This window comes from Psychrobacter sp. CX14 (assembly GCF_057396205.2).
The window spans coordinates 2,952,447-2,974,406 of the sequence record NZ_CM183187.1; the positions used below are offsets into that span (position 1 = coordinate 2,952,447).

Annotated in this window: 17 protein-coding genes, 1 tRNA gene, 1 other RNA gene and 2 pseudogenes; 5 read left to right on the forward strand and 16 right to left on the reverse strand. The window is 42.5% G+C overall.

All coding sequences use genetic code 11. The features are described from left to right. Positions 1–154: 154 nt before the first annotated feature. Complete coding sequence (locus tag AC2SLO_RS11585; protein ID WP_486541689.1) at positions 155–727, forward strand: pilus assembly FimT family protein; 573 nt, start codon at positions 155–157, stop codon at positions 725–727. 16 nt (positions 728–743) lie between these two features. Here the strand turns inward: AC2SLO_RS11585 and pdxJ are convergent, their stop codons facing one another. From pdxJ to nhaA, 11 genes are all read right to left on the reverse strand, one after another. After that, a complete protein-coding gene (gene pdxJ / locus AC2SLO_RS11590; RefSeq protein ID WP_486541687.1) occupies positions 744–1,493 on the reverse strand; it encodes a pyridoxine 5'-phosphate synthase in 750 nt (249 codons plus the stop codon). Positions 1,494–1,625: 132 nt separating this feature from the next. After that, complete coding sequence (gene recO / locus AC2SLO_RS11595) at positions 1,626–2,381, reverse strand: DNA repair protein RecO (RefSeq protein WP_486541685.1); 756 nt, start codon at positions 2,379–2,381, stop codon at positions 1,626–1,628. A 105-nt stretch (positions 2,382–2,486) separates the two neighbouring features. Further along, a complete protein-coding gene (gene era / locus AC2SLO_RS11600; protein WP_486541683.1) occupies positions 2,487–3,527 on the reverse strand; it encodes a GTPase Era in 1,041 nt (346 codons plus the stop codon). Between the two features lie 462 nt (positions 3,528–3,989). After that, entirely contained in the window at positions 3,990–4,811 is an 822-nt protein-coding gene (gene rnc, locus AC2SLO_RS11605) for a ribonuclease III (RefSeq protein ID WP_486541681.1), read from the reverse strand. A 213-nt stretch (positions 4,812–5,024) separates the two neighbouring features. Continuing rightward, on the reverse strand, positions 5,025–6,149 hold the full coding sequence (gene lepB, locus AC2SLO_RS11610; RefSeq protein WP_486541679.1) for a signal peptidase I: 1,125 nt from the start codon (positions 6,147–6,149) through the stop codon (positions 5,025–5,027). 156 nt (positions 6,150–6,305) lie between these two features. Beyond that, complete coding sequence (gene lepA, locus AC2SLO_RS11615) at positions 6,306–8,108, reverse strand: translation elongation factor 4 (RefSeq protein WP_486541677.1); 1,803 nt, start codon at positions 8,106–8,108, stop codon at positions 6,306–6,308. Between the two features lie 271 nt (positions 8,109–8,379). Beyond that, positions 8,380–8,456 (reverse strand) — tRNA-Met (locus AC2SLO_RS11620). A gap of 137 nt (positions 8,457–8,593) precedes the next feature. Further along, positions 8,594–8,967, reverse strand: an RNA gene (rnpB, locus tag AC2SLO_RS11625) — RNase P RNA component class A. Positions 8,968–9,129: 162 nt separating this feature from the next. Beyond that, positions 9,130–9,525, reverse strand: a complete 396-nt coding sequence (locus AC2SLO_RS11630) for an MliC family protein (protein WP_486541675.1) — start codon at positions 9,523–9,525, stop codon at positions 9,130–9,132. A 368-nt stretch (positions 9,526–9,893) separates the two neighbouring features. Next, positions 9,894–10,460: a DUF2799 domain-containing protein gene (locus AC2SLO_RS11635; RefSeq protein WP_486541673.1), complete on the reverse strand. Its 567-nt coding sequence runs from the start codon at positions 10,458–10,460 to the stop codon at positions 9,894–9,896. A gap of 57 nt (positions 10,461–10,517) precedes the next feature. Beyond that, positions 10,518–11,717 (reverse strand): Na+/H+ antiporter NhaA, encoded by a 1,200-nt coding sequence (gene nhaA / locus AC2SLO_RS11640; RefSeq protein ID WP_486541671.1) that lies wholly within the window; start codon positions 11,715–11,717, stop codon positions 10,518–10,520. Between the two features lie 405 nt (positions 11,718–12,122). Here nhaA and AC2SLO_RS11645 point away from each other — a divergent pair, with 405 nt between their 5' ends. Then, positions 12,123–12,878 carry a TSUP family transporter gene (locus AC2SLO_RS11645; RefSeq protein ID WP_486541669.1) on the forward strand — a complete coding sequence of 252 codons (756 nt, stop codon included), beginning with the start codon at positions 12,123–12,125 and terminating at the stop codon, positions 12,876–12,878. A 125-nt stretch (positions 12,879–13,003) separates the two neighbouring features. On the opposite strand, the gene AC2SLO_RS11650 is transcribed toward AC2SLO_RS11645, so the two are convergent. Beyond that, positions 13,004–14,377 carry a dicarboxylate/amino acid:cation symporter gene (locus tag AC2SLO_RS11650; RefSeq protein WP_486541667.1) on the reverse strand — a complete coding sequence of 458 codons (1,374 nt, stop codon included), beginning with the start codon at positions 14,375–14,377 and terminating at the stop codon, positions 13,004–13,006. 571 nt (positions 14,378–14,948) lie between these two features. Here AC2SLO_RS11650 and AC2SLO_RS11655 point away from each other — a divergent pair. Continuing rightward, positions 14,949–15,887 (forward strand): LysR family transcriptional regulator, encoded by a 939-nt coding sequence (locus tag AC2SLO_RS11655; protein WP_486541665.1) that lies wholly within the window; start codon positions 14,949–14,951, stop codon positions 15,885–15,887. Positions 15,888–15,962: 75 nt separating this feature from the next. Here the strand turns inward: AC2SLO_RS11655 and crcB are convergent, their stop codons facing one another. From crcB to AC2SLO_RS11675, 4 genes are all read right to left on the reverse strand, one after another. After that, positions 15,963–16,337, reverse strand: a complete 375-nt coding sequence (gene crcB, locus AC2SLO_RS11660) for a fluoride efflux transporter CrcB (protein WP_486541663.1) — start codon at positions 16,335–16,337, stop codon at positions 15,963–15,965. Positions 16,338–16,425: 88 nt separating this feature from the next. Then, a complete protein-coding gene (tsaD, locus tag AC2SLO_RS11665) occupies positions 16,426–17,466 on the reverse strand; it encodes a tRNA (adenosine(37)-N6)-threonylcarbamoyltransferase complex transferase subunit TsaD (RefSeq protein ID WP_486541661.1) in 1,041 nt (346 codons plus the stop codon). A gap of 186 nt (positions 17,467–17,652) precedes the next feature. Next, a complete protein-coding gene (locus tag AC2SLO_RS11670; protein ID WP_486541659.1) occupies positions 17,653–18,234 on the reverse strand; it encodes a c-type cytochrome in 582 nt (193 codons plus the stop codon). 192 nt (positions 18,235–18,426) lie between these two features. Beyond that, the gene (locus AC2SLO_RS11675) at positions 18,427–18,828 is read right to left on the reverse strand and encodes a hypothetical protein (protein WP_486541657.1); all 402 of its coding nucleotides are present in this window, start codon (positions 18,826–18,828) and stop codon (positions 18,427–18,429) included. A 476-nt stretch (positions 18,829–19,304) separates the two neighbouring features. Between AC2SLO_RS11675 and AC2SLO_RS11680 the strand changes: the two are divergent. Together AC2SLO_RS11680 and AC2SLO_RS11685 are read left to right on the forward strand one after the other, a co-directional pair. Then, positions 19,305–20,185: pseudogene (locus AC2SLO_RS11680) on the forward strand (IS982 family transposase). 194 nt (positions 20,186–20,379) lie between these two features. After that, positions 20,380–21,928: pseudogene (locus tag AC2SLO_RS11685) on the forward strand (IS3 family transposase). Positions 21,929–21,960: the final 32 nt, after the last annotated feature.

The following is a 21,960-nucleotide window of genomic DNA, read 5'->3' on the forward strand; positions in this document are numbered from 1 at the left end:
AAGTTATAATTAACTTTTAATCAATACCATCATGCTTAACTGAGTATATTAAATATTCACCTATTTACCATGACTCAATAGATTCAATCACGGCTGTCTATAATCAGCAGACGCCTTCCTGTTACTCTTCCGCTGATTCTTTTAAGGCCTTTGTATGACAAACAGTGCCAGACCTATTCGTTATCTGCCAATACGGTCACTGCAAAGAGGTTTTACCTTCCTAGAATTAATATTGACCATCGCTATTTTAGCGATTTTAAGTGCTATTGCCATTCCATCGTTCATCTCTACTCTTCGAGCTTATGAGGCAGACGAGGTGCAACGTCATATTATTAACGGTTTTAGGCAGGCTAAGGCAGAAAGCTTAATACGTCATCAAAACGTTATATTCTGCCCTGCCAGTAATAATAACCTCTGCCAAAAAAATAACTCTGAGTATCTATTAACCTTCACCGATCATAATTTAAATAATAAATTCGATAGTGCCATAGATACAATTTTAAGTAAGCAGTCACTAGATTTAGATTATGGGCAGATCTATTTAAGAGCAGGGCGGCGTGACTATATTAAGTTTTATGCAGATACGGGGTTGCCACGTGGACACTTTGGGCATATCAAATACTGTCCTAATAACGGCTTAAACACAAATATGTATCAGATTTCTATTAATCAGCATGGCAATTATCGCTACAAATCTCCTGCGCTTGTGGCAACTGGCTGTCCTTAACTCTCAGGCAATGAGCTTATTGATGCATCGCTTGCCGCATTGCTTTGACTGCACCTTCTAGACCCATAAACACACTGTCAGCGATTAGCGCGTGACCAATATTTAGCTCATAGATACCCTCAATATTGGCAATAGCCGTCACATTATCTCGCGTTAATCCATGACCTGCGTTAACGATTAAACCCTCATTTAAATCGTGCGCATAAGCAACCGCTGATTTGATTCTATGAAACTCTCTATCGATATCTGATGAGTTATTCTCTATTAATGTCGCTTGCGCATACTGACCGGTATGCAACTCGACAGCGTCGGCCTTAGCAGCGATAGCTGCCTCTATTTGTGCAGGCTCTGGGTCAATAAACAACGATACTTTAATACCAACTTCATGCAGCTTTTGAATGTATGTCGTAAGCGCCTCGACTTGAACAGCGACATTTAGACCACCTTCTGTGGTTAGCTCTTCACGCTTTTCAGGTACCAAACATACCCATTCAGGCTTCACATCACGTGCAATATCGAGCATCTCTGATGTCATCGCCATCTCTAAGTTCATACGTGTTTTAAGTTTGGGCTTCATGAGGTAAACGTCATTATCCTGTATATGGCGTCTGTCTTCACGCAAATGTAGAGTAATGCCATCAGCGCCAGCTTGCTCACAAACCAAAGCAGCTTCTACCGGATCAGGATAATTCACACCACGTGCCTGACGCAGAGTTGCCACGTGATCAATATTTACGCCTAGCAAAGGAAGAGTTTGAGTTGTCATACAAGCTATCCTATAAAGTTATAATTATAGTTGAATAATAAATATTGGGAGTTACAGGAAGTGTGAGTCCACAGATTAGCATCTAGCATCGCTTATCTCGTACAAACCTATTTTTAAATAACAAAATATAAGCTACTGATAGCGATAAAATTGTTGCCATAAAATACGGCTTTGAAGCGGCTGATAGTCAAATAGATGGTCAATCAGTTGCTTATGCACAAGCGACCAATCATTGAGTGTTTGCAAATTAATGCCTGAGCGCATTGTAATAATCGACTTGCCCAGCAACGTGGGTGCTTGCATAGCATTATTTGAAAGTGGCGGCGTAGCTGACTCAGAGCTAGTGTCGGTATTACTTACTTCAAAGAACTCTGAATGAGAAGGCAATATCAGCGTCCAACCATTATCTGCACCAAAGCGATACCATTGATCAGCTTCAATCTTAGCTTGTTGATTGTCTTGCTCTAAATCAATCGCAAATCCTAGTTCAGTAAATAACACATACTCATAGACGCGCAGCACTAATTTCAGTGCATCACGACTGAGCGGCTGCTGTAGCTGCTGCATCGTTTCACTATACTGCTTATAGATAGTCGGTACACTGTCTTCTACTGGCAGCAATTTCAGCGTAATTTCATTCACATACAAGGCAGCGTATTGTTGTTGGCCAATCAGACTGGGTACCGCTTCTGCAATATTAACGCTTTGAAAGTTTTTAAGAGACTTTTTACCTGTGGCGAATAGCGTAAGTGGCACGAACTGCGGGATACCTTTTTTACCAATTCCATGCAGTACGCCATGCTCTTTGGTCAATAAATAATAGATTGTCCGCTTATCTTGATAAGGTCTTTGATGCAGGCTATAAGCATTTAATGGCTCGTTACGCATGGGCGCTCACCCACTATAGTCTAAAAACTAGAGTAGGAGATAACGGTAAACTCGCTATATCAAAATTGGCCATAACTATTTAACATCCCTGTTCTTTTATTAATTCTAGTAGCCTAGGCTGCTGAGTGCACGCGCATCATCCGACCAACCCTGCTTCACTTTCACCCATAGGTTAAGCATGATTTTGCGCTCAAATAAGGCTTCCATATCTTCACGCGCGGCAATACCGACCTGTTTAATACGTGAGCCTTTATCACCAATAACAATGGCTTTTTGACCATTACGCTCAACGAAGATAGTCGCATCAATAAAGGTAACCGCTTTACGCTTACGGCCTGTTTTAGGATCAATATGCGCAGGCTCATCTTTAAATTCATCAATCTGTACCGTTAAATCATATGGTACTTCATCGCCTGACTGACGCATGATTTTTTCGCGAATAATTTCACTAGCCAAGAAACGCTCACTGCGATCCGTGATTTGTTCGGTATCAAAGATCGGCGCGCCTTGTGGTAAATGCGAGTAAATTACTTCTTTCAAGCGATCTAGGTTCTGATTCTTCAATGCAGAAACTGGCACAATATCAGCGAATTCAAAATTCTCGTTATATGTTTCAATCAAGGGCAGAATTGAGCCTTTGTCTTTGATAGTATCGGCTTTGTTAATAACCAACACAACGGGCGTGTTGGTTTCGCCAATTTTTTCTAGCGTTAATAAATCATCTTCACGCCACTGCTCGCCATCAACCACAAACAGTACCAGATCAACATCCACTAAAGCTGAAATAGCTGCTTTGTTCATGCGCTCATTAATCAAACGCACCTCATTGCTATGAATACCAGGTGTGTCAACAAACACCGCCTGCATGTCTTCATTTGATAAAATACCGTGGATACGGTGACGAGTCGTTTGCGGCTTACGTGAAGTAATCGACAGCTTTTGCCCTAACATGTGGTTCATCAAGGTTGATTTGCCTACGTTTGGACGACCAACAATAGCGACATAGCCTGAACGATAGTCGTCAGAGCCGCCTGCAACATTGTTATTAAAAAAGCTATCAACCACATTGTCTGTTGGTTCGCTTAGGTCCTGACTTACTTCGTTTTCAGCGTTTAAGTCAGTGTTATCTTGTGGTGCGTTTGTCATATATAATATTATCCGATTTCGTAATTACAAAAGCACTATGACGTGCTTTGAATAGTCTGTTTAAAATTTAAAATGTATTCAATGTTGGTTAGTATAAGTATCAAGCGTAAAAACTTATGCTACATTTACACCCATATTAGGGTCTGTTGAACATTCAAATGTGGAGCTGGCGGAGGCTGTTTTTTAGGCAATAGGCAGGGAAGTTTTTGACGCTTAGTCATTCTAAGTTAAAAAATTTCGCAATATATTGACAAAAAACAGTCCCGCCCCTGAGAACGGATTAAGCAAAGCACTGCTTTGCCCGTTCGCAAGGCGAGAGCTGTGCTCGAGTGAGGCTGATGCTAAAATTGCCCCAAACGTTGTTATAAACCTAGCTAAGGTCTAGACATTATCGTCGGTTTACGCCTAGTTTGGAACAATTTTAGCTGTCAGCAGTCCTAGTATTCGAATGTTCAACAGACCCTAGGCTTTTACTTTAATAATGCGGTCGTTGACCAGTTTGTTTAGCTGATTAATCATTTTCTCAGCAGTCTTTTGTTCAGCGATACGGCGGCTTTCACCAGATTCAATAATTGCCTTGCTATGCGGCACATCTACTTCACAGCGCACAACGAATATCTGGTTTGGCGCATTGCCTTGGGTTTCTAACAAATCGTAATTAGGCAATTCAAACTTATAGCCTTGTAGCCACTCTTGTAGTCGGCTTTTCGCATCTTTTAGTACACGCTGATCGTTAACGTTATCAATCAGCTCTGCAAACCAATCAAGGACGCATGCTTTGACGATGTCAATATTCTGGCTATCTAGATAAATAGCACCAATCAAAGACTCTACGGTATCCGCCAAAATAGAGGCGCGTTCACGTCCGCCGCCTTTGCGCTCACCCACACCCAAAATCAGATGCGATGATAGATTTAGTTTTTGTGCCACGAGTACTAACGATTCTTGACGTACCAGTGTGGCACGCATACGCGTTAAGCGACCTTCATCCTGCTTAGGATATTGGTAATATAAGGCCTCACCAATAATCATACCTAATAAGGCATCGCCTAAAAACTCCAAGCGCTCGTAGTTGATTTTGCCATCAAATGAGCGATGAGTTAATGCCAGTTTGACTAGGCTGATGTCTTCAAATTTATAGCCTAGCTGCTTTTGTAATACTGGCAAGCCTTGTTCAAAATTAGTATAACGCTGCTTAGGCGGCTGCTTTGATTTACTCGCTATTTCAGCCATCTCAATAATTTTATTACTGTCACCACTTTTTTTCTCAAAGGTTTTTGGCATAGGTATTGGGCACGTTAGTCGCAGTTATCTAATCCATGGGAGGATAAATACAACGTATTTAGTGAATGAAGTTGAGTTATATTGGATGTATTTAGGATAATTTGCCCTACTACCATTTCATTCAACAGTACAGGACAATTAGTCAATAAACGATAAAACAGTTTGTGTTACCGCTATTGTACTCCATTTCATCGCTGAGTTTTTAGATCGCCATTAATCAATAGAGCGATTATAACTAAAGGTTGGTAAATTAAAGCCAGGCTTTTTATGCATCCATACATAAACCGCTTTACCGGCTAGGTTCTCATCTGGAACAAAGCCCCAATAGCGTCCATCTTCACTACGGTCTGAGTTATCACCCATCACAAAGTAGCTGTCTTCAGGAACGGTAACTTCCCAGCCGCCTTCATGGGTCATCGGCTGCTCTAAAAACTCTGAATAACCGCCTTGCTGTAGGCTCGGAGCTAAGTAACGGCGTAGATAAGTATGCTCGCCAAGCTGTTCTTGATAATAGCTTGCTCCACTCTCCTCCTCTTGTGCCACACGAATCGCGTCTTGTGGCGATAGATCCCACTCACGACTCGGGTCACTGCCTTTAACAGGCGTATATAAACGCTCTGTTAATGACTCGTCCGCACTAAAGTTAACAGCTTTGGTCGGTACCTCTGTACCATTAACAGATAACTGACCATTATTAAAGCTTACCGTATCGCCTGGCAAACCAATCACACGTTTAATGTAGTAAACCTTAGGGTTTTCAGGATAACGGAAAACCACCACATCGCCATGCTCAGGATCACCGGTTTCGATAACCTTATTATAAGTTAGTGGCAAACGAATACCATAAGCGTATTTATTGACTGCCACGAAATCGCCGGTATATAGCGCTGGCACCATAGAGGACGATGGAATATTAAACGGCTCAATGATAAAAGAGCGCACAATCAATACCACGGCTAATACAGGGAAGTAATCGTGTGCCCAACGAATTAAAAAGTTCTCATTTGATGGCTTCGATAACTGGGTCGAGGTAGCAATATTTGCTTGTCGCTTGGCCTCACGATATTCTCGCTCCGCCTGCTTAACTGGCATAGGCGCATCATCAACGACAACAGCATCTAAGTCTGTGTTTGCAATATCTTGCTGATGACCATACTGTGCAAGCGCATCAATATAAGCTTGTTTTTTTGTGGCTAGGTTTTTTTGAGCAGCATTGACCTCTTTACTAGTAGCCGTGCTACCGCTTTTATGCTGTTTAAACCATAACTTATCAAGCAGCCAAATCAACCCAAGAATTAAGGTTACCGGCACTAAAATTACATTAAAATCAAAGTCCATATTACAGCCCTAACCTCTTAACTATTTGCACGATGCGCATACTCACTTTGTCCAGCCCTTTGCTTATTTGGTCGCTTGATACTTTTGCCCTTTACGGTTCAATATTGTTTAATCAAATCAGCATAGCGGTCATTATCATATTATAACTGCTTTGAGTTATTGATTATCAACTTGTAACACGGCAAGGAAGGCTTCTTGTGGAATCTCAACACTACCCACTTGCTTCATGCGCTTCTTACCCTCTTTCTGTTTAGAAAGCAGTTTCTTCTTACGAGACACGTCACCGCCATAACACTTGGCAAGAACATCTTTACGCATGGCTTTAACTGTACTTCTGGCAATAACTTGACTGCCAATAGCCGCCTGAATCGCAACATCAAACATCTGACGAGGAATCAGCTCTTTCATCTTCTCAACCAGCTGATTACCACGATAACGGGCTTGTTCTTGATGGCAAATCATAGCAAGCGCATCGACTTTATCGCCGTTAATCAGAACATCGACTTTAACCAGTTTGTCTACTTCATAACGGTCAAATTCGTAATCAAGAGAGGCAAAGCCACGTGACACAGACTTCAATCTATCAAAGAAATCCATAACCACTTCGCCCAGTGGAATATCAAAAATCAACTGAACTTGCTTACCCATAAAGCGCATATCGACCTGAACACCGCGGCGCTCCATACATAAGGTCATCACGTTACCTAAATAGTCCTGAGGCACTAAAATGTGACAGCGGGCAATCGGCTCACGGAACTCTTCAACGAAGCCTGGATCTGGTAGTCTAGATGGGTTATCAATTAATAATACCTCACCGTTTTTCTTCTTAATCTCATAAATAACCGACGGTGCGGTAGTAATTAAGTCAAGATTATATTCACGTTCTAGGCGCTCTTGGATAATCTCCATGTGCAGCATACCTAAGAAGCCACAGCGGAAACCGAAACCTAGCGCATCTGACGTATCTGGCTCGAAAAATAAGGCAGAATCGTTAATTTGTAGCTTCTGTAGCGCTTCACGGAATTTTTCAAAGTCACTGGAGTCAACAGGGAACAAACCGGCATAGACCTGAGGGGTAATTTGTTTAAACCCTGGAATTAAATCTACATCTGGTGTTTTGGCATGGGTAATAGTATCGCCCACTGGCGCACCATGAATATCTTTAATACCGGCAATCACAAAGCCCACTTCACCGGCTTCTAATTTGCCAGTTTCAAGCGGTTTCGGTGTAAACACACCGGTTGATGACACTAAGTGTGAGTCCATGGTTGATTTGATTAAAATCTTATCACCCTTGGTCAGCGTGCCTTGACGCACACGTACCAAAGACACCACGCCTAAATAGTTATCGAACCAAGAGTCAATAATCAAAGCTTGTAAAGGGGCTTCACGGTCACCTGTGGGTGCAGGAATACGCTCTACCAAGGCTTCAAGTAGCTCATCGACACCCAGACCCGATTTAGCAGAAACGCGCGGTGCATCATCAGCTTCAATACCAATAATGTCTTCAATTTCTTGAATCACACGTTCAGGCTCAACCTGCGGCAAGTCAATTTTATTTAGTACAGGCAGAACTTCCAGACCTAAATCAACTGCGGTATAGCAGTTGGCAACAGACTGTGCTTCCACGCCTTGCGCCGCGTCAACGACCAAAAGCGCACCTTCACAAGCGGCTAATGAGCGTGATACTTCATAAGAGAAATCAACGTGACCTGGCGTATCAATAAAGTTTAACTGATAGCGCTCACCATTGGGATGATCATAATACAGAGTCACGGACTGTGCTTTAATGGTGATACCGCGCTCACGCTCGATATCCATTGAGTCTAGAACTTGCGCCTGCATTTCACGATCTTGTAGCGCACCACAAGTCTGAATAAAGCGATCAGCCAAGGTAGACTTACCATGGTCAATATGGGCAATGATTGAGAAATTTCGAATATTTGCTAATGCGGTCACGTCTTGCGGCTACCTACGTTGTTAAGTTCAGAAATGGATAAATAAAGTATATTAGTACCCGCTATTCTAACAGCTTTAAGCTATCTTGTAAGTGGTATAAATGAAATGCGAATTGGCAGTGATGAAAGGCCGCTCTAACTGTCGGCCGTCTTGATAAAAGGAGTAGATAAACTGCCGAGCATAGAGAAAAGCTTAAGTATTTTGAATAGGCATAAAAAAAGCCAACTACTCAGTAAAGTAATCGGCTAATTTAGACACTGAGTGTCGAATATGGTGGCGATGAAGAGACTTGAACTCTTGACCTCACGATTATGAGTCGTGCGCTCTAACCAGCTGAGCTACATCGCCATTTGAGGGCGGTATTATGCTTAAAATTACTTAAGCCGTCAACCCCTAAATCGCATTTAATTTAAATTAATGACTAAAGCAGATAATAAACAGCCAATTTTGCGTTGTTTTTATCTTACTAAAAGACCGTACAAAATAGTATTGGTAAACCGATAAGCCGGGTTCTGTCGAGAACGATCATTCATCTAGGCGTACCGTTGCCAGTACGCTCGAGCAACCTACCCGTGTCCCCTGCAGGCGACAAGTAATGGACACCTATTTGGTCTTGCTACGCGTGGAGTTTACCTTGCCATGAGCTGTTACCAGCCATGCGGTGCGCTCTTACCGCACCCTTTCACCCTTACCTCTTCACTTAAGAGCTAAGCTCTAAAGCTTTTATTGAGGCGGTCTTCTCTCTGCTGCACTTGTCGTCGGGTTACCCCGCCCAGCCGTTAGCTGGCACGCTGCCTTATGTAGCCCGGACTTTCCTCCCTTCTGTATAATACAAAACGGCGATCGTCTGGTTTACCAAGCGATGTATTATAACAGACCATAAAAAATAAGATAGAAAAACTTGGCTTTTATTAAACCACTGTTACCTGAACAATAAAACAGCCATTGTTCAATGAACAATGGCTGTTGGGGATCATTATAAAAACCTAACAATAAAATTTAGATAATTTTATTTATTGGCTTATTGACGTTCACAATTGACGATATATTCATTACCGTCAGCCCATGTAAGGCCCATAAGACCGCTATCTGCTTTGGTATGCCATTCATAAGTAACGTTAGAGTTATCCGAATTAACATAACGCGCACCTGAGCCAGAAGGAGCGATATTCATAACCAACGTTTGGTTGTTCCAGTTTGCTTTAGGTAAGCTTGCGGTCACCATAGCTTGTTGACCATCTAGTGAATACTTTGGCATCACAGTAGCATTATCTTCACATACAAAGCGCTCTGGTGCCATGCGATCATAAGCTTTGTTGACCTGTTGTTCTGCAGTAGTAGAGTTGGTGTGAGTTTGACCAGTTGCACAAGCGGCTAATGCAACACTAACAGGTAGTAAAGCAAGTAATTTTTTCATAAATAAGCTCCATGAGTTTATAGGTTTAAAGAAAAGAGTTGGAATCTAACATCTGATTCACTAGAGGCTTATTTTTATACTCAGTTTATTTAATTATCTAAACCTATCAGCCGCACTCTAGTCAATCTTGAACCAATGTGTCGTGTTATGTTCAACAAATCATTAATTATCAACAATTATAGATAGAATTGAATATTTGTCTGTTATCGTTTATCGTCACTTTTGGTGCTTAATTCATAATTTTGATTAAGTTATGTAATCAAAATTTAATTGTAGTAAACAGTATTAGCTTAACTAAATACTATACCTAAATAATTCAATCAATTTAAATTATCTAGCCTATTAACTATCTTATTTAGTGGCGATTTCTAATATCCGTAATTCTCTTCTAGATAAGTAAGTGCTTGCTTAATATTATTAATACGCGTATCGATAGCCTGCGCTTTCTTTGGCATCTGCAATAAATAGGTTCGCGCTTCTCGCTCATTCTTAAAGTCTAAATTATGGCCTTCACGCAATTTTCGGTACTCTTCTTGATACTCCTCAAGGCGTTTCTCTTCGATAGCCAGCTGCTTGTTCAGTCCATAATATTTACGCCCATCAGCATTAATCCGCTCAAGCTCTGGAGTGATTAATGCAGGACATACTGCGCTTATTTGAGTGCCGCGTCTGCCAAGCTGATAGGCATTAGATTTGGTGCAGTACTGCTTTAACCCTTCCTGTCGGCCTCTTTCCCACATTTGATAATTAGGCGCCACGCCGGCCTTTGCACAGGCTTTATTATGTTGATTAAGATAATCTGAGCTATGCCCTGCTGCGCCATCGGCAAAACCAATTGCCTGCCAATTACCGGTCATGCATTCTTCTTTTGATAAAGTAGCACACCCTGTTAATACGGCTGCGCTGATAGCTGCTACTGCCAATAATCGCATCATCCTCTTTTTCTCCTTGATAATATAAACGCCCAAATTTGGGCGTTTACTTAAATCCGTTTATACTTTGGTTAAATCTAAAGCGGTACTGTCTGTATCATCTTTTAGTGTGGTTTTAAGCAATAAATAACCAGTAATACCTGAGATAATCGAGCCTAGGATAATACCCAAACGCGGATCAAAGCCTTCGGTAACACCGCCAAATGCCAGACCACTAATGAATAAACTCATTGTGAAACCGACACCACATAGTAACGACACGCCATAAATTTGCTTAAAGTTGGTACCATTTGGCAATTGCGCCAAACCAAACTTAATAATCATCCAGCACATCAGCATAATACCGACCTGCTTACCGATGAATAAACCGGCCGCGATACCAAAAGGCACTGAGTGAAATAGCTGATCGAAGCCTGCGCCTTTCAGAGAGATGCCTGCATTGGCAAAAGCAAACAGCGGTAAAATTGCAAAGGCAACCGTACCATGCAAATCATGCTCAAGGTCTTCTAGCGGCGAATGCTCTGGGTCATCGGCATCGACCATAGGAATGAACAACGCCAGTATCACGCCAGCTAAAGTCGCATGCACCCCTGACTTTAAGACCGCAATCCACATAATAATACCAAAGAAAATATACGGTGTAATCGAGGTGACGTTGCGGCGATTTAGAATATATAAAAAGGGTAAACACAGTCCGGCAACCATTAATGCGGTCAACGATAAATCACTAGTATAGAATAAAGCGATAATCAAGATGGCACCGATATCATCAAAGATAGCGATAGACACCAAGAATATTTTTAGCGAATTGGGTACTCGGCTACCCAGTAGACTTAAGATACCAATGGCAAACGCAATATCTGTAGCCGCTGGAATAGCCCAACCGGCTAAATGCGCCGGATTAGAGTGGTTAAAGGCGGAATAAACCAAAGCCGGTACTATCATACCGCCCACTGCTGCGGCTGCCGGTAAGATAATCTGCTTGATATTGGAGAGCTCACCGACCAATACCTCCCGCTTGAGCTCAAGCCCTACTAAGAAGAAAAACACCGCCATTAGCCCATCATTAATCCAGTGATGCGCATCTTTACTGATGACCAACTCCCCTACCTGTACAACCACTGGTGCGTGGATAAAGGAGGTATACCAATCATGCAGCGGCGAGTTCGCCACTATCATGGCGGCAATAGCGGCGAAGGCAAGTACTATACCTCCCGCTGCCTCAAAAGCAAAAAACCTCTTTAATTTTTGTACAAGCATGTGTCCTCTCTGTCTTTCTAGTGGGTGATTTACGACCCATAAAGCTATTTAAGTCATTTATAAGTGTCAATATTTTGTATTTATGGTAGCAGAAAAGAGGTACTAATCGAGATAAAATTTGGTTACCTAATTGTGCCAACTATTATCAATTAGTGCGGTCTACTCCTTTTACTACCCTCATTTCTAGCATTCTTATATATAGTCAATATTCAACTTAAATTTCTATAGCTCACGACTTAATCGCTTTATATTTACTCAGAAAACAATCTAAATGAGCAGCTCTATCATCGCTATCTCGTCATTCGCAGCGTGCTATAATTCATCGGTTTTGTGTCATTGGTATAAATGCGCCAAATTTAACAAATAATTTAATCAACCATATTTAACGAATTCTAGGGTGTGACTATGGACGTCTCCTTATCACTTGAGATCATTTTGATGCTGACAGCAGTGGCTGCTGTTGCCGGCTTTATTGACGCCATCGCAGGTGGTGGTGGTCTACTAACTATCCCAGCGATGTTACTTGCTAATATTCCTCCCGTTTTAACCCTTGGCACCAACAAACTTCAAGCTGCGTCTGGCGCTTTTGCTGCCTCTATTACGATGATAAGAAAAGGCGTGGTCGACCCACGTCAAATCAAGTTAGCCATTGCTGGTGCCTTTATTGGCGCTGTGATAGGCACTATCGCTGTTCAATTATCACCACCCGATATGCTAGAAAAGCTGATTCCCTTTTTAATTGCAGCCATTGGCATATACACATTATTTGCGCCAAGTTTGGGTGAAGTAGAAGCCGAACCGAGGATATCAGAATCTATGTGGCAACGACTCGTAACCCCACTAATCGGTTTTTATGATGGCTATGTCGGCCCAGGAACGGGCATGTTCTTTGCCCTAGGTAATGTTGCGCTACGCGGACGCCAAATTATCGCAGCCACAGGTACCGCCAAAGTCTTAAACTTATCGACCAATATTGCTTCTTTAATATTCTTTATTATTGGTGGCAATGTATTATGGAAGGTTGGATTAGCCATGATGGTTGGGCAAACCATTGGTGCTTATGCAGGGTCACATATGGTGGTCAAAGGCGGTAGTAAGATTATCCGTCCTGTTATTGTGCTCGTTTGTCTAGGTATGGTCGCAAAATATGTGTTTGGCTAATTAAATAATCAAAACCATTTTAAACCACTTTGTCTGCAACCAAAAAAGAGTCATGGACTATTTCCATGACTCTTTTTCTTTGTTACTCAATTGACTTATATTATCTTGTATTTTCTAATGTGATTTTAGCGTTTATTTAATTCATCATATTCGCTACCCAGAACCCCATCATTCAAGATACCACTAAATTCACGTTCATTATCCTCATCGATATGACCATCAAACACATCTTTAGTGCCTGCGTCAGGATCGTCATAAACAGCTAGATCCATTTTACCTTCAGATTTTGCAACGATTGCCGTTACTGCTGCATCACCGCCCACATTCACAGCCGTACGTAACATATCAAGCAGACGGTCCACACCAAGGATTAAGCCAATACCTTCAATAGGCAAGCCCACTTGAGCGAATACCATCGATAGCATAATCAGACCGACACTTGGTACCCCAGCAGTACCAACTGATGCCAACACAGACATCAGAATAACCGTTAAGTATCCCGCTATCCCTAGATCTACGCCATACAAGTTTGCGATGAAAATAGTCGCTGTACCTTGCATAATCGCCGTACCATCCATGTTAATGGTTGCGCCAAACGGTACAGTAAATGAGGCGACAGAGTTATTCACACCCATACGTTTGGTTACTGTCCGTAACGTCACCGGAATAGTTGCATTAGAACTTGACGTACTAAAGGCAAAGATTTGAACTTCGCGCATTTTTGCCAAAAACGTTTTGATGGACAAACCTGATGCCAGCTTTAGTATTATCATCATAGTGACAAAATAGTGGAATGCCAACGAGCCAATTAATACAGCAACATAGCCAACGAGTGACTTAAATAAATCTAAACCAAGTTCTGACATTGCACTTACTAAGAGCGCAAACACACCATACGGCGCTAGATTCATAATGATAGTGACCATTTTCATGATTACTTCATTGATAAGCTCTAAGCTTTGCACTAAGCCTTTGGCAGGCTTACCCACCATCAAGATGCTAATACCAATTAATATCGCAAAGAAAATGATCGATAACATGTCTCCATTTGCCATTGCGCTTATTGGATTAGACGGCACGATATTTGAAAACACATCTATCAAGGAAGGTGCATTTTTGGCTTCGAACGTGGTCTCAGGCACTAAATTAACACCTTTACCGATACCAAATAATGATCCTAGGCCAATCGCTGTTGCGATAGCCAAAGCCGTAGTCAGCATATACATAAAGAAGGTTTTAGTACCGATTCGGCCAAGCAGACGAATATCACCAATACCACAAACCCCACAAATCAGTGAGATAAGCACTAAAGGTACCACTAACATTTTCAAGGAGTTAACAAACAGCTTACCAATAATACTAAATAGACCATTGATAAGGTAAGTGTCTATAAAACCACCTTCAGCATTCAAACCGGTATAGTTAAAAAACAGCCCTATGACGATACCTAAGAACATGGCAATTAAAATCTTGCCGGTTAGACCCATATTTTTCCACATAACATTATCCTCAATACAAGATACCTCGCCTGACCCTTGTCATATAGCGTTAAGATATCTTGTTTAATAAATTCATGAACAATCTCAGTCTGCTGTCGATATTTCGACACTTAATTTGGACTGACATTGCTGTCATCTCCCTCTGACTTGTTTGCATCAATTATTCTCAATCAATGCGCTATCACACTCCTTGTGCGTCATGAGTCATATTAATTTAAATAGGTATTTGGTGTTGAATAAGCTGATTTTGGCACCTCATTCTTATAAGGCCATACCTGAAGCAATCCTTACACCTGTGTAAATTAATGTGACCCATTCGTATGCCGTCAATATAAAGTAAAAGTTGCCTTGACCGCAAGTAATTTTTATCAGTATAGCCTTTATTAAGCCAGAGATTAAAAGCTATACAATATTAAACACTCGAAATAGGTCACGGCTTACTCTAAACTAGAATTTTATTGCGTTATAAATCCGTTTATTTTTTGAGGAATTAGTTACTCAAACAGGTGAATCATAGCGGAGTAATAGGGTAGAATATCACTATTGTTAATTAATCAAATGATTCTAAATTATGCTCGAGCTTCGACATCTCCAAACGCTCACCGCCCTACGCGCTCATGGCTCACTTGCCGCTGCCGCTGATGAACTTCACGTTACCGCCTCTGCTGTCTCTCATCAATTAAAAGAGTTAGAGAGCTATTATGGCGTGCGCCTTGTCAATCGCCGTACTCGCCCGCTGACATTCACACCGGCCGGCAGCGTCGTACTCAAACTGGCCGACGATATCCTGCCACGGGTCACTCGTACTAAGAATAATTTAAAGCGTCTGGCGCATGGACAAGCAGGACGCTTGCGTTTGGCCTCAGAGTGCCACAGCTGCTTCGATTGGCTGATGCCGATTTTGAACCAGTTCCGCCGTGAATGGTCAGATGTAGAACTCGACTTTGCGACAGGTTTTGAGCCAGAGCCGCATCATCTATTAATAGAAGGTGATATCGACTTATTGATCACCACCAGTAATATCAATCTGCCGGGTATCCGCTATCAGCCGTTGTTTAATTATGAGAGTCGTTTGGTGTTATCTCCGACTCATCCATTGGCCAATAAAGAAAGCATTGTACCGACTGATTTGATTGATCAAACTTTAATTGCGTACCCTGTTGAAACCAAACGGTTGGATGTAATTGCCAAGTTTATGGCACCGGCGGATGTCAGCTTTGCCAAAATTCGCACTACAGAATTGACCGCCATGTTGATTCAGTTGGTCGCCAGCGAACGAGGCGTTGCTGCTCTACCTGACTGGGTGGCTGCCGAATATGAGAAGAAAGGTTGGGTGGTTACTCGGCCGTTACTGGCTAATGAACCTGATGATAAGCAGTCTGGCCAAGAAAATGGGCAGAAAAAGGATGGGGTATATTGCCAACTGTTTGCGGCGACACGTCAAAGTAGTGAAGAAGTGGCTTATATGCAAGGTTTTGCAAAGCTATTAGAAGAATTGGTTAAGCCCTAACCATTAGCGGTATGAAAATATAGGACAGTTAAGAGTCTATCTGCCCTTTATAGCATTGCTTATGGCAACATTAAATTACGACAAGGCCATGCGCGCAAGATAGTAACCGGCAGCGGTGGCAGCTAGGGTCAAAATAAGATGCATCCCAATCAACGCAAAGCCTGAGACGATTTTGCCACTGTTTAGTAGACTAAACACTTCACTACTAAAGGTGCTAAAAGTAGTCAGGCCACCTAAAAAGCCAGTCACTACAAATAGCTTTATGTTCGGATGCCAACTGCCACCCAAACGCATAAACAACATCATTGCAATACCAATTAATAAGCCGCCAAGCACGTTGGCACCAAGCGTACCTAGCGGAATCCAAGTATGCAAAGGATTGAACCGTGCAAGCCAAGCCCGCAAGCAAGCACCAATAGCTGCACCCAATCCAACTGCTATCCACTGCATGAAACCTCCTTGCTAATGGTTTTTGTCTATCTCGTTTTTGATTCACACTCATTTAAAAATATAGTATGCTACCTTTTGAGCTTGAGCGCTAGTTTAAGGCGGGCAACTCGGAGATATTCCATCTTGGCACGCAGCTCACTGCCAAACCATCAGACTGACCGGCCTGCAGACGCTGATATCCAGCGTAGGCAATCATAGCGCCATTATCGGTACACAGCTCAAGTGGCGCATAATGTACAGTCGCATCAATTTTAGCCAACTCTTTCTCTAAGCTGTCACGCAAATGTAAATTAGCACTCACGCCGCCTGCGATGACCAATTGCTTCATACCTGTTTGCTTTAATGCTTTTACGCATTTTTTAACCAGCGTATCCACAACCGCATGTTGGAAACTGGCAGCGATATCCGCACGGATATGCTCATCAGAGTCTGAGCCTTCGGTATCCTTAATCAGATTGTGTACCGCTGTTTTCATACCGCTAAATGAGAAATCCAGACCTCTGTGCAGCATAGGACGTGGTAACTCATAGGCAGACTGACTACCGGATTCGGCAAGCTTGGCAACATTAGGGCCACCTGGATAAGGCAGTCCTAGCATTTTGGCCGCTTTATCAAAACATTCACCAGCGGCATCATCGATACTCTCACCTAAGATTTCGTACTCGCCGACACCATGGGCAGCAACCAATAGGGTGTGCCCGCCTGAGACTAATAAAGACACAAAAGGAAATTCTGGTGGATTCGGCCCCAATAATGGCGATAACAAATGTCCTTCCATATGGTGGATACCAATGGCGGGGATATCTAGCCCATAAGCCAAGCTGCGTCCAAACAATGCACCAGTCATTAAAGCACCAATCAGCCCTGGTCCTTTTGTAAAGGCAATCGCGTCTAGCTCATTCTTGCTCACACCGCATTTCTTAAGTAGCTCATCGAGTAGTGGTACCAATTTACGAATATGGTCACGACTGGCAAGCTCAGGCACCACGCCACCATAAGTCGCGTGTAGTTCGATTTGCGAATACAATACTTGGCCAACCAGACCATTATTACCATCGCCTAAGCGCTCGCTATCAAAGATAGCCAGACCTGTCTCATCACAAGATGTTTCTAAACCTAATACTTTCAAAGGGCACCCCTTCATTGATTGGCATCAAACTCAGCTTCTGCCATCAATCCTGTTTGTTTATTGACGCAAAAAACCGCCACTGTCGCTATACAATGGCGGTAGTTTACCAAATTATCAAGAATACGTTTTGTCTATCCTTTATCGCCAATTATGAAAAACTATTAATCGGCTATAAATGCGACTGCGTTAGCTTGAATGCTCAATCATATAGTCAACCGCAGCATACACTTCTGCCACGCTTGTATTGTCATCGGCCTGAGCTGGCATACTGTTGAAGCCTTCGGCAGAGTGCTTATGAAGCGTGTCTCTTCCTTTAGCGATACGATCAGCCCATGCTGCTTGATCACCAAATTTAGGTGCACCTAACAGTCCTGGTTCGTGGCACTGCTTGCACTTCGTTTCATACAGCTTTTCTCCCGCATCAGCCGCTAGAGGGGCTGAGTCGTTCGCTGCTGCTGCGTCCGTTTCAGGAGCTTCTGCTTCTGGCTCTGCTTCTTCTGCTACCGGCTCTTCAGCGACTGGTTCTTGAACATTATCAGCAGTAGTCACTGCATCAGACGTCTCTGCTTCTGAGGCAGTAGGTGCAACTTCAGCGCTGGTTTCTGGTTCCGCTTGTGCGTCAGTATTTGTCTCGTTATTACTGCTACAACCTGTTACTAAACCTAGAGCCAGTGCTCCTGCTAGAAACAGACTGTTTTTTACGTGAGAATGAGCGGAATTAGCCGCTTTAGAAGATTGAGCGTCGTGTTGATTATGAGTAGTTAGCATGAGAAACCTCGCCTTTGCTAAAATTAATGAAATATTAAGTCGGAGATAAAACTTCTTTTTAAATTTTAGAACCAATCAAGCTGCTACTTATTAATATCTCGTAACAGCTCATTTTTGACTGACAGCTTCTCATGCTCCTTCTAAAGCGTTCGCTTTACTGCACTACCCTATTAATAAACGATATTATAGGATTTATTGAGCAGAGGCCTCTTCGTCAGCTGGCTGTTCGGCATCAGTTGTTGCAGCTGTGTCTGTTGCAGCGGCTTCAGCAGTATCTGCGGTAGCCATATCATCTGCAGCATCCATTTCAGTAGCATCTTCACCCTCTGCTGCGTCGCCTTCGGTAGCGTCAGCGCCTGTTGCCTCAGTATCAGTAGGCGCTTCTGTTTCTTCAAATTCTAGCACTTCGGCTTCTGGTGCATTAGCACGCGCCATTTCAGCCGCTTCTTCTACTTTATCCACCGCTTTTACTTCTTCGTGCTCACCGCCGCCACACGCCGTTAACGTTACTGCGGCACCTAACATGACAGAGGCAAGCGTTGCCAGACGAAAGCCAACTGATTTTTGTTTATTTTGTTGAGCGATTAATGACATGTCGAACTCCTAAAAAGGGAACAGAGATATAGTGCTTACAATAGCGTCTATATCAGTTAACTATCGATATTAGCCGACATCGATAAGCGATTAAGGTCGACCAAATCTATCAATAATAATATCACAACCACTGCCCGCCCACTATCACTTACGACTGATTTTGAGCGTTTATCACAAAAATAAACCAAGCACCTATGCTAAGCATGACCTGGATTGAATTGAACAACAATCAAAAGCCACCTAATTGATTCATTTAATATGAATGTTTTAAATCATTATAGACGCTTTAAACCTATTCTTCAAACCTCTTTTGTGATTAATGCCTATCTATTTTATGGCTATTATTCACTTGGACAGTCTGATGTTAAGCGTTATCTTTATACTTATATAAATAACCTGAATTCGGGATAAAAAAAGAAGTCCAAAATTGCTAAAGTCAGTTTACCAAGACAAACCTTGCAACGAGGACTTCTTACATGGATAACCTAATTAAACTGACTGCTATATTGACGATTTTCACCAAGCATTCAAACCAGAGTTTGAAGGGCATCTTATCGAAAACGGCACAAAGCGATTAAGAGCATGCAAGATAAGTGTACCAGAGATAATGACCATATTGGTACTGTTTCATCAACTGCGTTATCGTCAGTTTAAAGGTTTTTATTATCATCATATGATCGGCATGATGAGACGTGAGTTTCCTAACCTACCGAGCTACTCACGGTTTATTGAACTAATACCAAGAACGATTATGCCACTGTGTGTTTACCTTAAAGGATTGATGGATACATGCACAGGGATTAGCTTCGTTGATGCTACCAAGTTATCGGTGTGCCATAACAAACGAATCTATCGTCATAAAGTATTTGAAGGCATTGCTGGTCGAGGTAAGACAAGTATGGGGTGGTTCTACGGGCTTAAGCTTCATACCATTATTAATGATAAAGGAGAGTTAGTAGCGGTGAAACTAACCTCAGGTAATGTCGATGATAGAGAGCCTTTAAAACAAGGTATGGCAGATAACTTGTTCGGCAAACTGTTTGGCGATAGAGGCTATGTCAGTCAAGCATTAAAAGATAAGCTCAAAGAGTTTGATATAGACTTTACCACCAAACTACGCAGAAACATGAAAGAACAACACCTTGACCCTTTTGATGAGGGCTTGCTGAATCAACGCTCTTTAATTGAAACGGTGTTTGATGAGCTTAAGAACTTGTGTCAAATTAAACACTCAAGGCATCGTAGTATGGCAGGCTTTGCGACCAATTTATTAGCAGGATTGATTGCTTACTGCTGGTTTCCATATAAACCTACTTTAAAGAATGTGTCAGCTTATGGACAACTCACTAAATCTTAAGCTTAAAGCCTTATCCCGAATTCAGGTAACCATAAGAGTTAGGTCTTGAGGATATATTTTTGGCATAGTCCTATTTAAGTTTGTGGTTGTGGTCTGAGTATTATAATATGCGATCTACTATATCTTGCGATCCCCCTATGTCAGGATAGTTGTCACCCCTAAATAAAACCTAAAGGGGGCAACAAGAAATAATGATGCCAAGATATAGTGAAGAGAGAAAGCAAGCCATATTAAGCAAACTATCGCCACCACATAACTTAAGTGTAGCCCAAGTTGCAAGGAGTGAAGGCATAGGATTACAGACCCTGTATAATTGGCGTAATCAAGCTCAAAAGCAAGGACAGCCGATGCCCGGCAATAAAAACACCCCCGACAACTGGTCAAGCGAAGCCAAGCTTGCCACCATCATAGAAACCAGCGGACTGACAGAGACCGAACTTAGCGAATACTGCCGCAGTAAAGGCCTATACGTCGAACAAATCAAAGCATGGCGAGCAGGTGCCTTATCAGGCTTTAACCAAACACAGAAACAAAGCTTAGCAAGCAGACGACAACAACAAGCTGACCGCAAAAAGATTAAAAAACTAGAGCGTGAGCTTAATCGCAAAGAGAAAGCTTTAGCAGAAACTGCCGCTTTACTGTTGCTTAGAAAAAAGCTGGATGCGCTCTGGGAGACGCAAAGCGAGGACGACTAACCTCACTGCCACAGCGTAAGCAATATATTGCATGGATTCAAGAGGCCAATGACTCAGGTGCAAGGATGGCACCTGCCTGTAACGAGGCAGGTATTAGTGTGCGCACTTACAGGCGCTGGTATAAGCAAGGTCAAGTAGCTCATGACAAGCGATCTGAAGCTGTGCGGCCTATGCCCAGCAACAAGCTCACAGATGATGAAACAGCTGCCATCATCAAAGTCTGTAACGAGCTCTACCACCGACACAGATCGTCCCCACTTTGCTAGATGAAGGTATCTATCATGCCTCAGAATCCACCTTTTATCGTGTACTTAACGCCCATAATCAACTAAACCACAGGGGACGTAACCTTGCGCCCAGAGCTTACAGTGCACCGCAATCATTTACCGCTACAGGGCCATGCCAAGTGTTCTGTTGGGACATCACATACCTGCCAAGTCCTGTACGCGGTCAGTTCTACTATCTGTATATGATTGAGGATGTGTATAGTCGTAAGATTGTGGGATGGGAAGTATATGATCATGAGTCAGGTGAGCTTGCTGCCAAGCTTTTACAGCGTACGTTAATTAAAGAGAGGTGTCTGCATTCAGGTGTCGTTCTACACTCTGATAATGGTGCACCGATGAAGGCGCAAACGATGCGGATGAAAGCCTATGAGCTTGGGGTTGTGACTTCTTATAGTAGACCTCGAGTAAGTAATGATAATCCGTTTGCAGAGTCTTTATTTAGGACGTTTAAGTATCGTCCTAATTGGCCAACAGATGGCTTTAATAGCCTTGAGACCGCAAGGCAATGGGTGCTTAGGTTTACCCATTGGTACAATATGGAGCATAAGCACAGCAAGCTTCGCTTTGTAACCCCTAATGAGCGTCATACAGGTAAAGATAAAGAGATACTTGCTAAACGGAAACAAACGATAGAACACGCTAAAAGTCTTAACCCTACTCGGTGGGGAAGCCGTGCCGTAAGAAATTGTACGCCAGTTAAGCCAACGACTTTAAATCCGTTAAAAGCGCCTAAATCGATTGATGAAATGAGAGTCGCCTAGTTCGTAAAAAGGTGACAACTATGTTGACAAAC

What these genes read in the sequence shown, in the direction of transcription:
- AC2SLO_RS11585 (WP_486541689.1), top strand. Translation starts at nt 155, where the DNA reads ATGACAAACAGTGCCAGACCTATTCGTTATCTGCCAATACGGTCACTG.
- pdxJ (WP_486541687.1), bottom strand. Translation starts at nt 1,493, where the DNA reads ATGACAACTCAAACTCTTCCTTTGCTAGGCGTAAATATTGATCACGTG.
- recO (WP_486541685.1), bottom strand. Translation starts at nt 2,381, where the DNA reads ATGCGTAACGAGCCATTAAATGCTTATAGCCTGCATCAAAGACCTTAT.
- era (WP_486541683.1), bottom strand. Translation starts at nt 3,527, where the DNA reads ATGACAAACGCACCACAAGATAACACTGACTTAAACGCTGAAAACGAA.
- rnc (WP_486541681.1), bottom strand. Translation starts at nt 4,811, where the DNA reads ATGCCAAAAACCTTTGAGAAAAAAAGTGGTGACAGTAATAAAATTATT.
- lepB (WP_486541679.1), bottom strand. Translation starts at nt 6,149, where the DNA reads ATGGACTTTGATTTTAATGTAATTTTAGTGCCGGTAACCTTAATTCTT.
- AC2SLO_RS11630 (WP_486541675.1), bottom strand. Translation starts at nt 9,525, where the DNA reads ATGAAAAAATTACTTGCTTTACTACCTGTTAGTGTTGCATTAGCCGCT.
- AC2SLO_RS11635 (WP_486541673.1), bottom strand. Translation starts at nt 10,460, where the DNA reads ATGATGCGATTATTGGCAGTAGCAGCTATCAGCGCAGCCGTATTAACA.
- nhaA (WP_486541671.1), bottom strand. Translation starts at nt 11,717, where the DNA reads ATGCTTGTACAAAAATTAAAGAGGTTTTTTGCTTTTGAGGCAGCGGGA.
- AC2SLO_RS11645 (WP_486541669.1), top strand. Translation starts at nt 12,123, where the DNA reads ATGGACGTCTCCTTATCACTTGAGATCATTTTGATGCTGACAGCAGTG.
- AC2SLO_RS11650 (WP_486541667.1), bottom strand. Translation starts at nt 14,377, where the DNA reads ATGTGGAAAAATATGGGTCTAACCGGCAAGATTTTAATTGCCATGTTC.
- AC2SLO_RS11655 (WP_486541665.1), top strand. Translation starts at nt 14,949, where the DNA reads ATGCTCGAGCTTCGACATCTCCAAACGCTCACCGCCCTACGCGCTCAT.
- crcB (WP_486541663.1), bottom strand. Translation starts at nt 16,337, where the DNA reads ATGCAGTGGATAGCAGTTGGATTGGGTGCAGCTATTGGTGCTTGCTTG.
- AC2SLO_RS11670 (WP_486541659.1), bottom strand. Translation starts at nt 18,234, where the DNA reads ATGCTAACTACTCATAATCAACACGACGCTCAATCTTCTAAAGCGGCT.
- AC2SLO_RS11675 (WP_486541657.1), bottom strand. Translation starts at nt 18,828, where the DNA reads ATGTCATTAATCGCTCAACAAAATAAACAAAAATCAGTTGGCTTTCGT.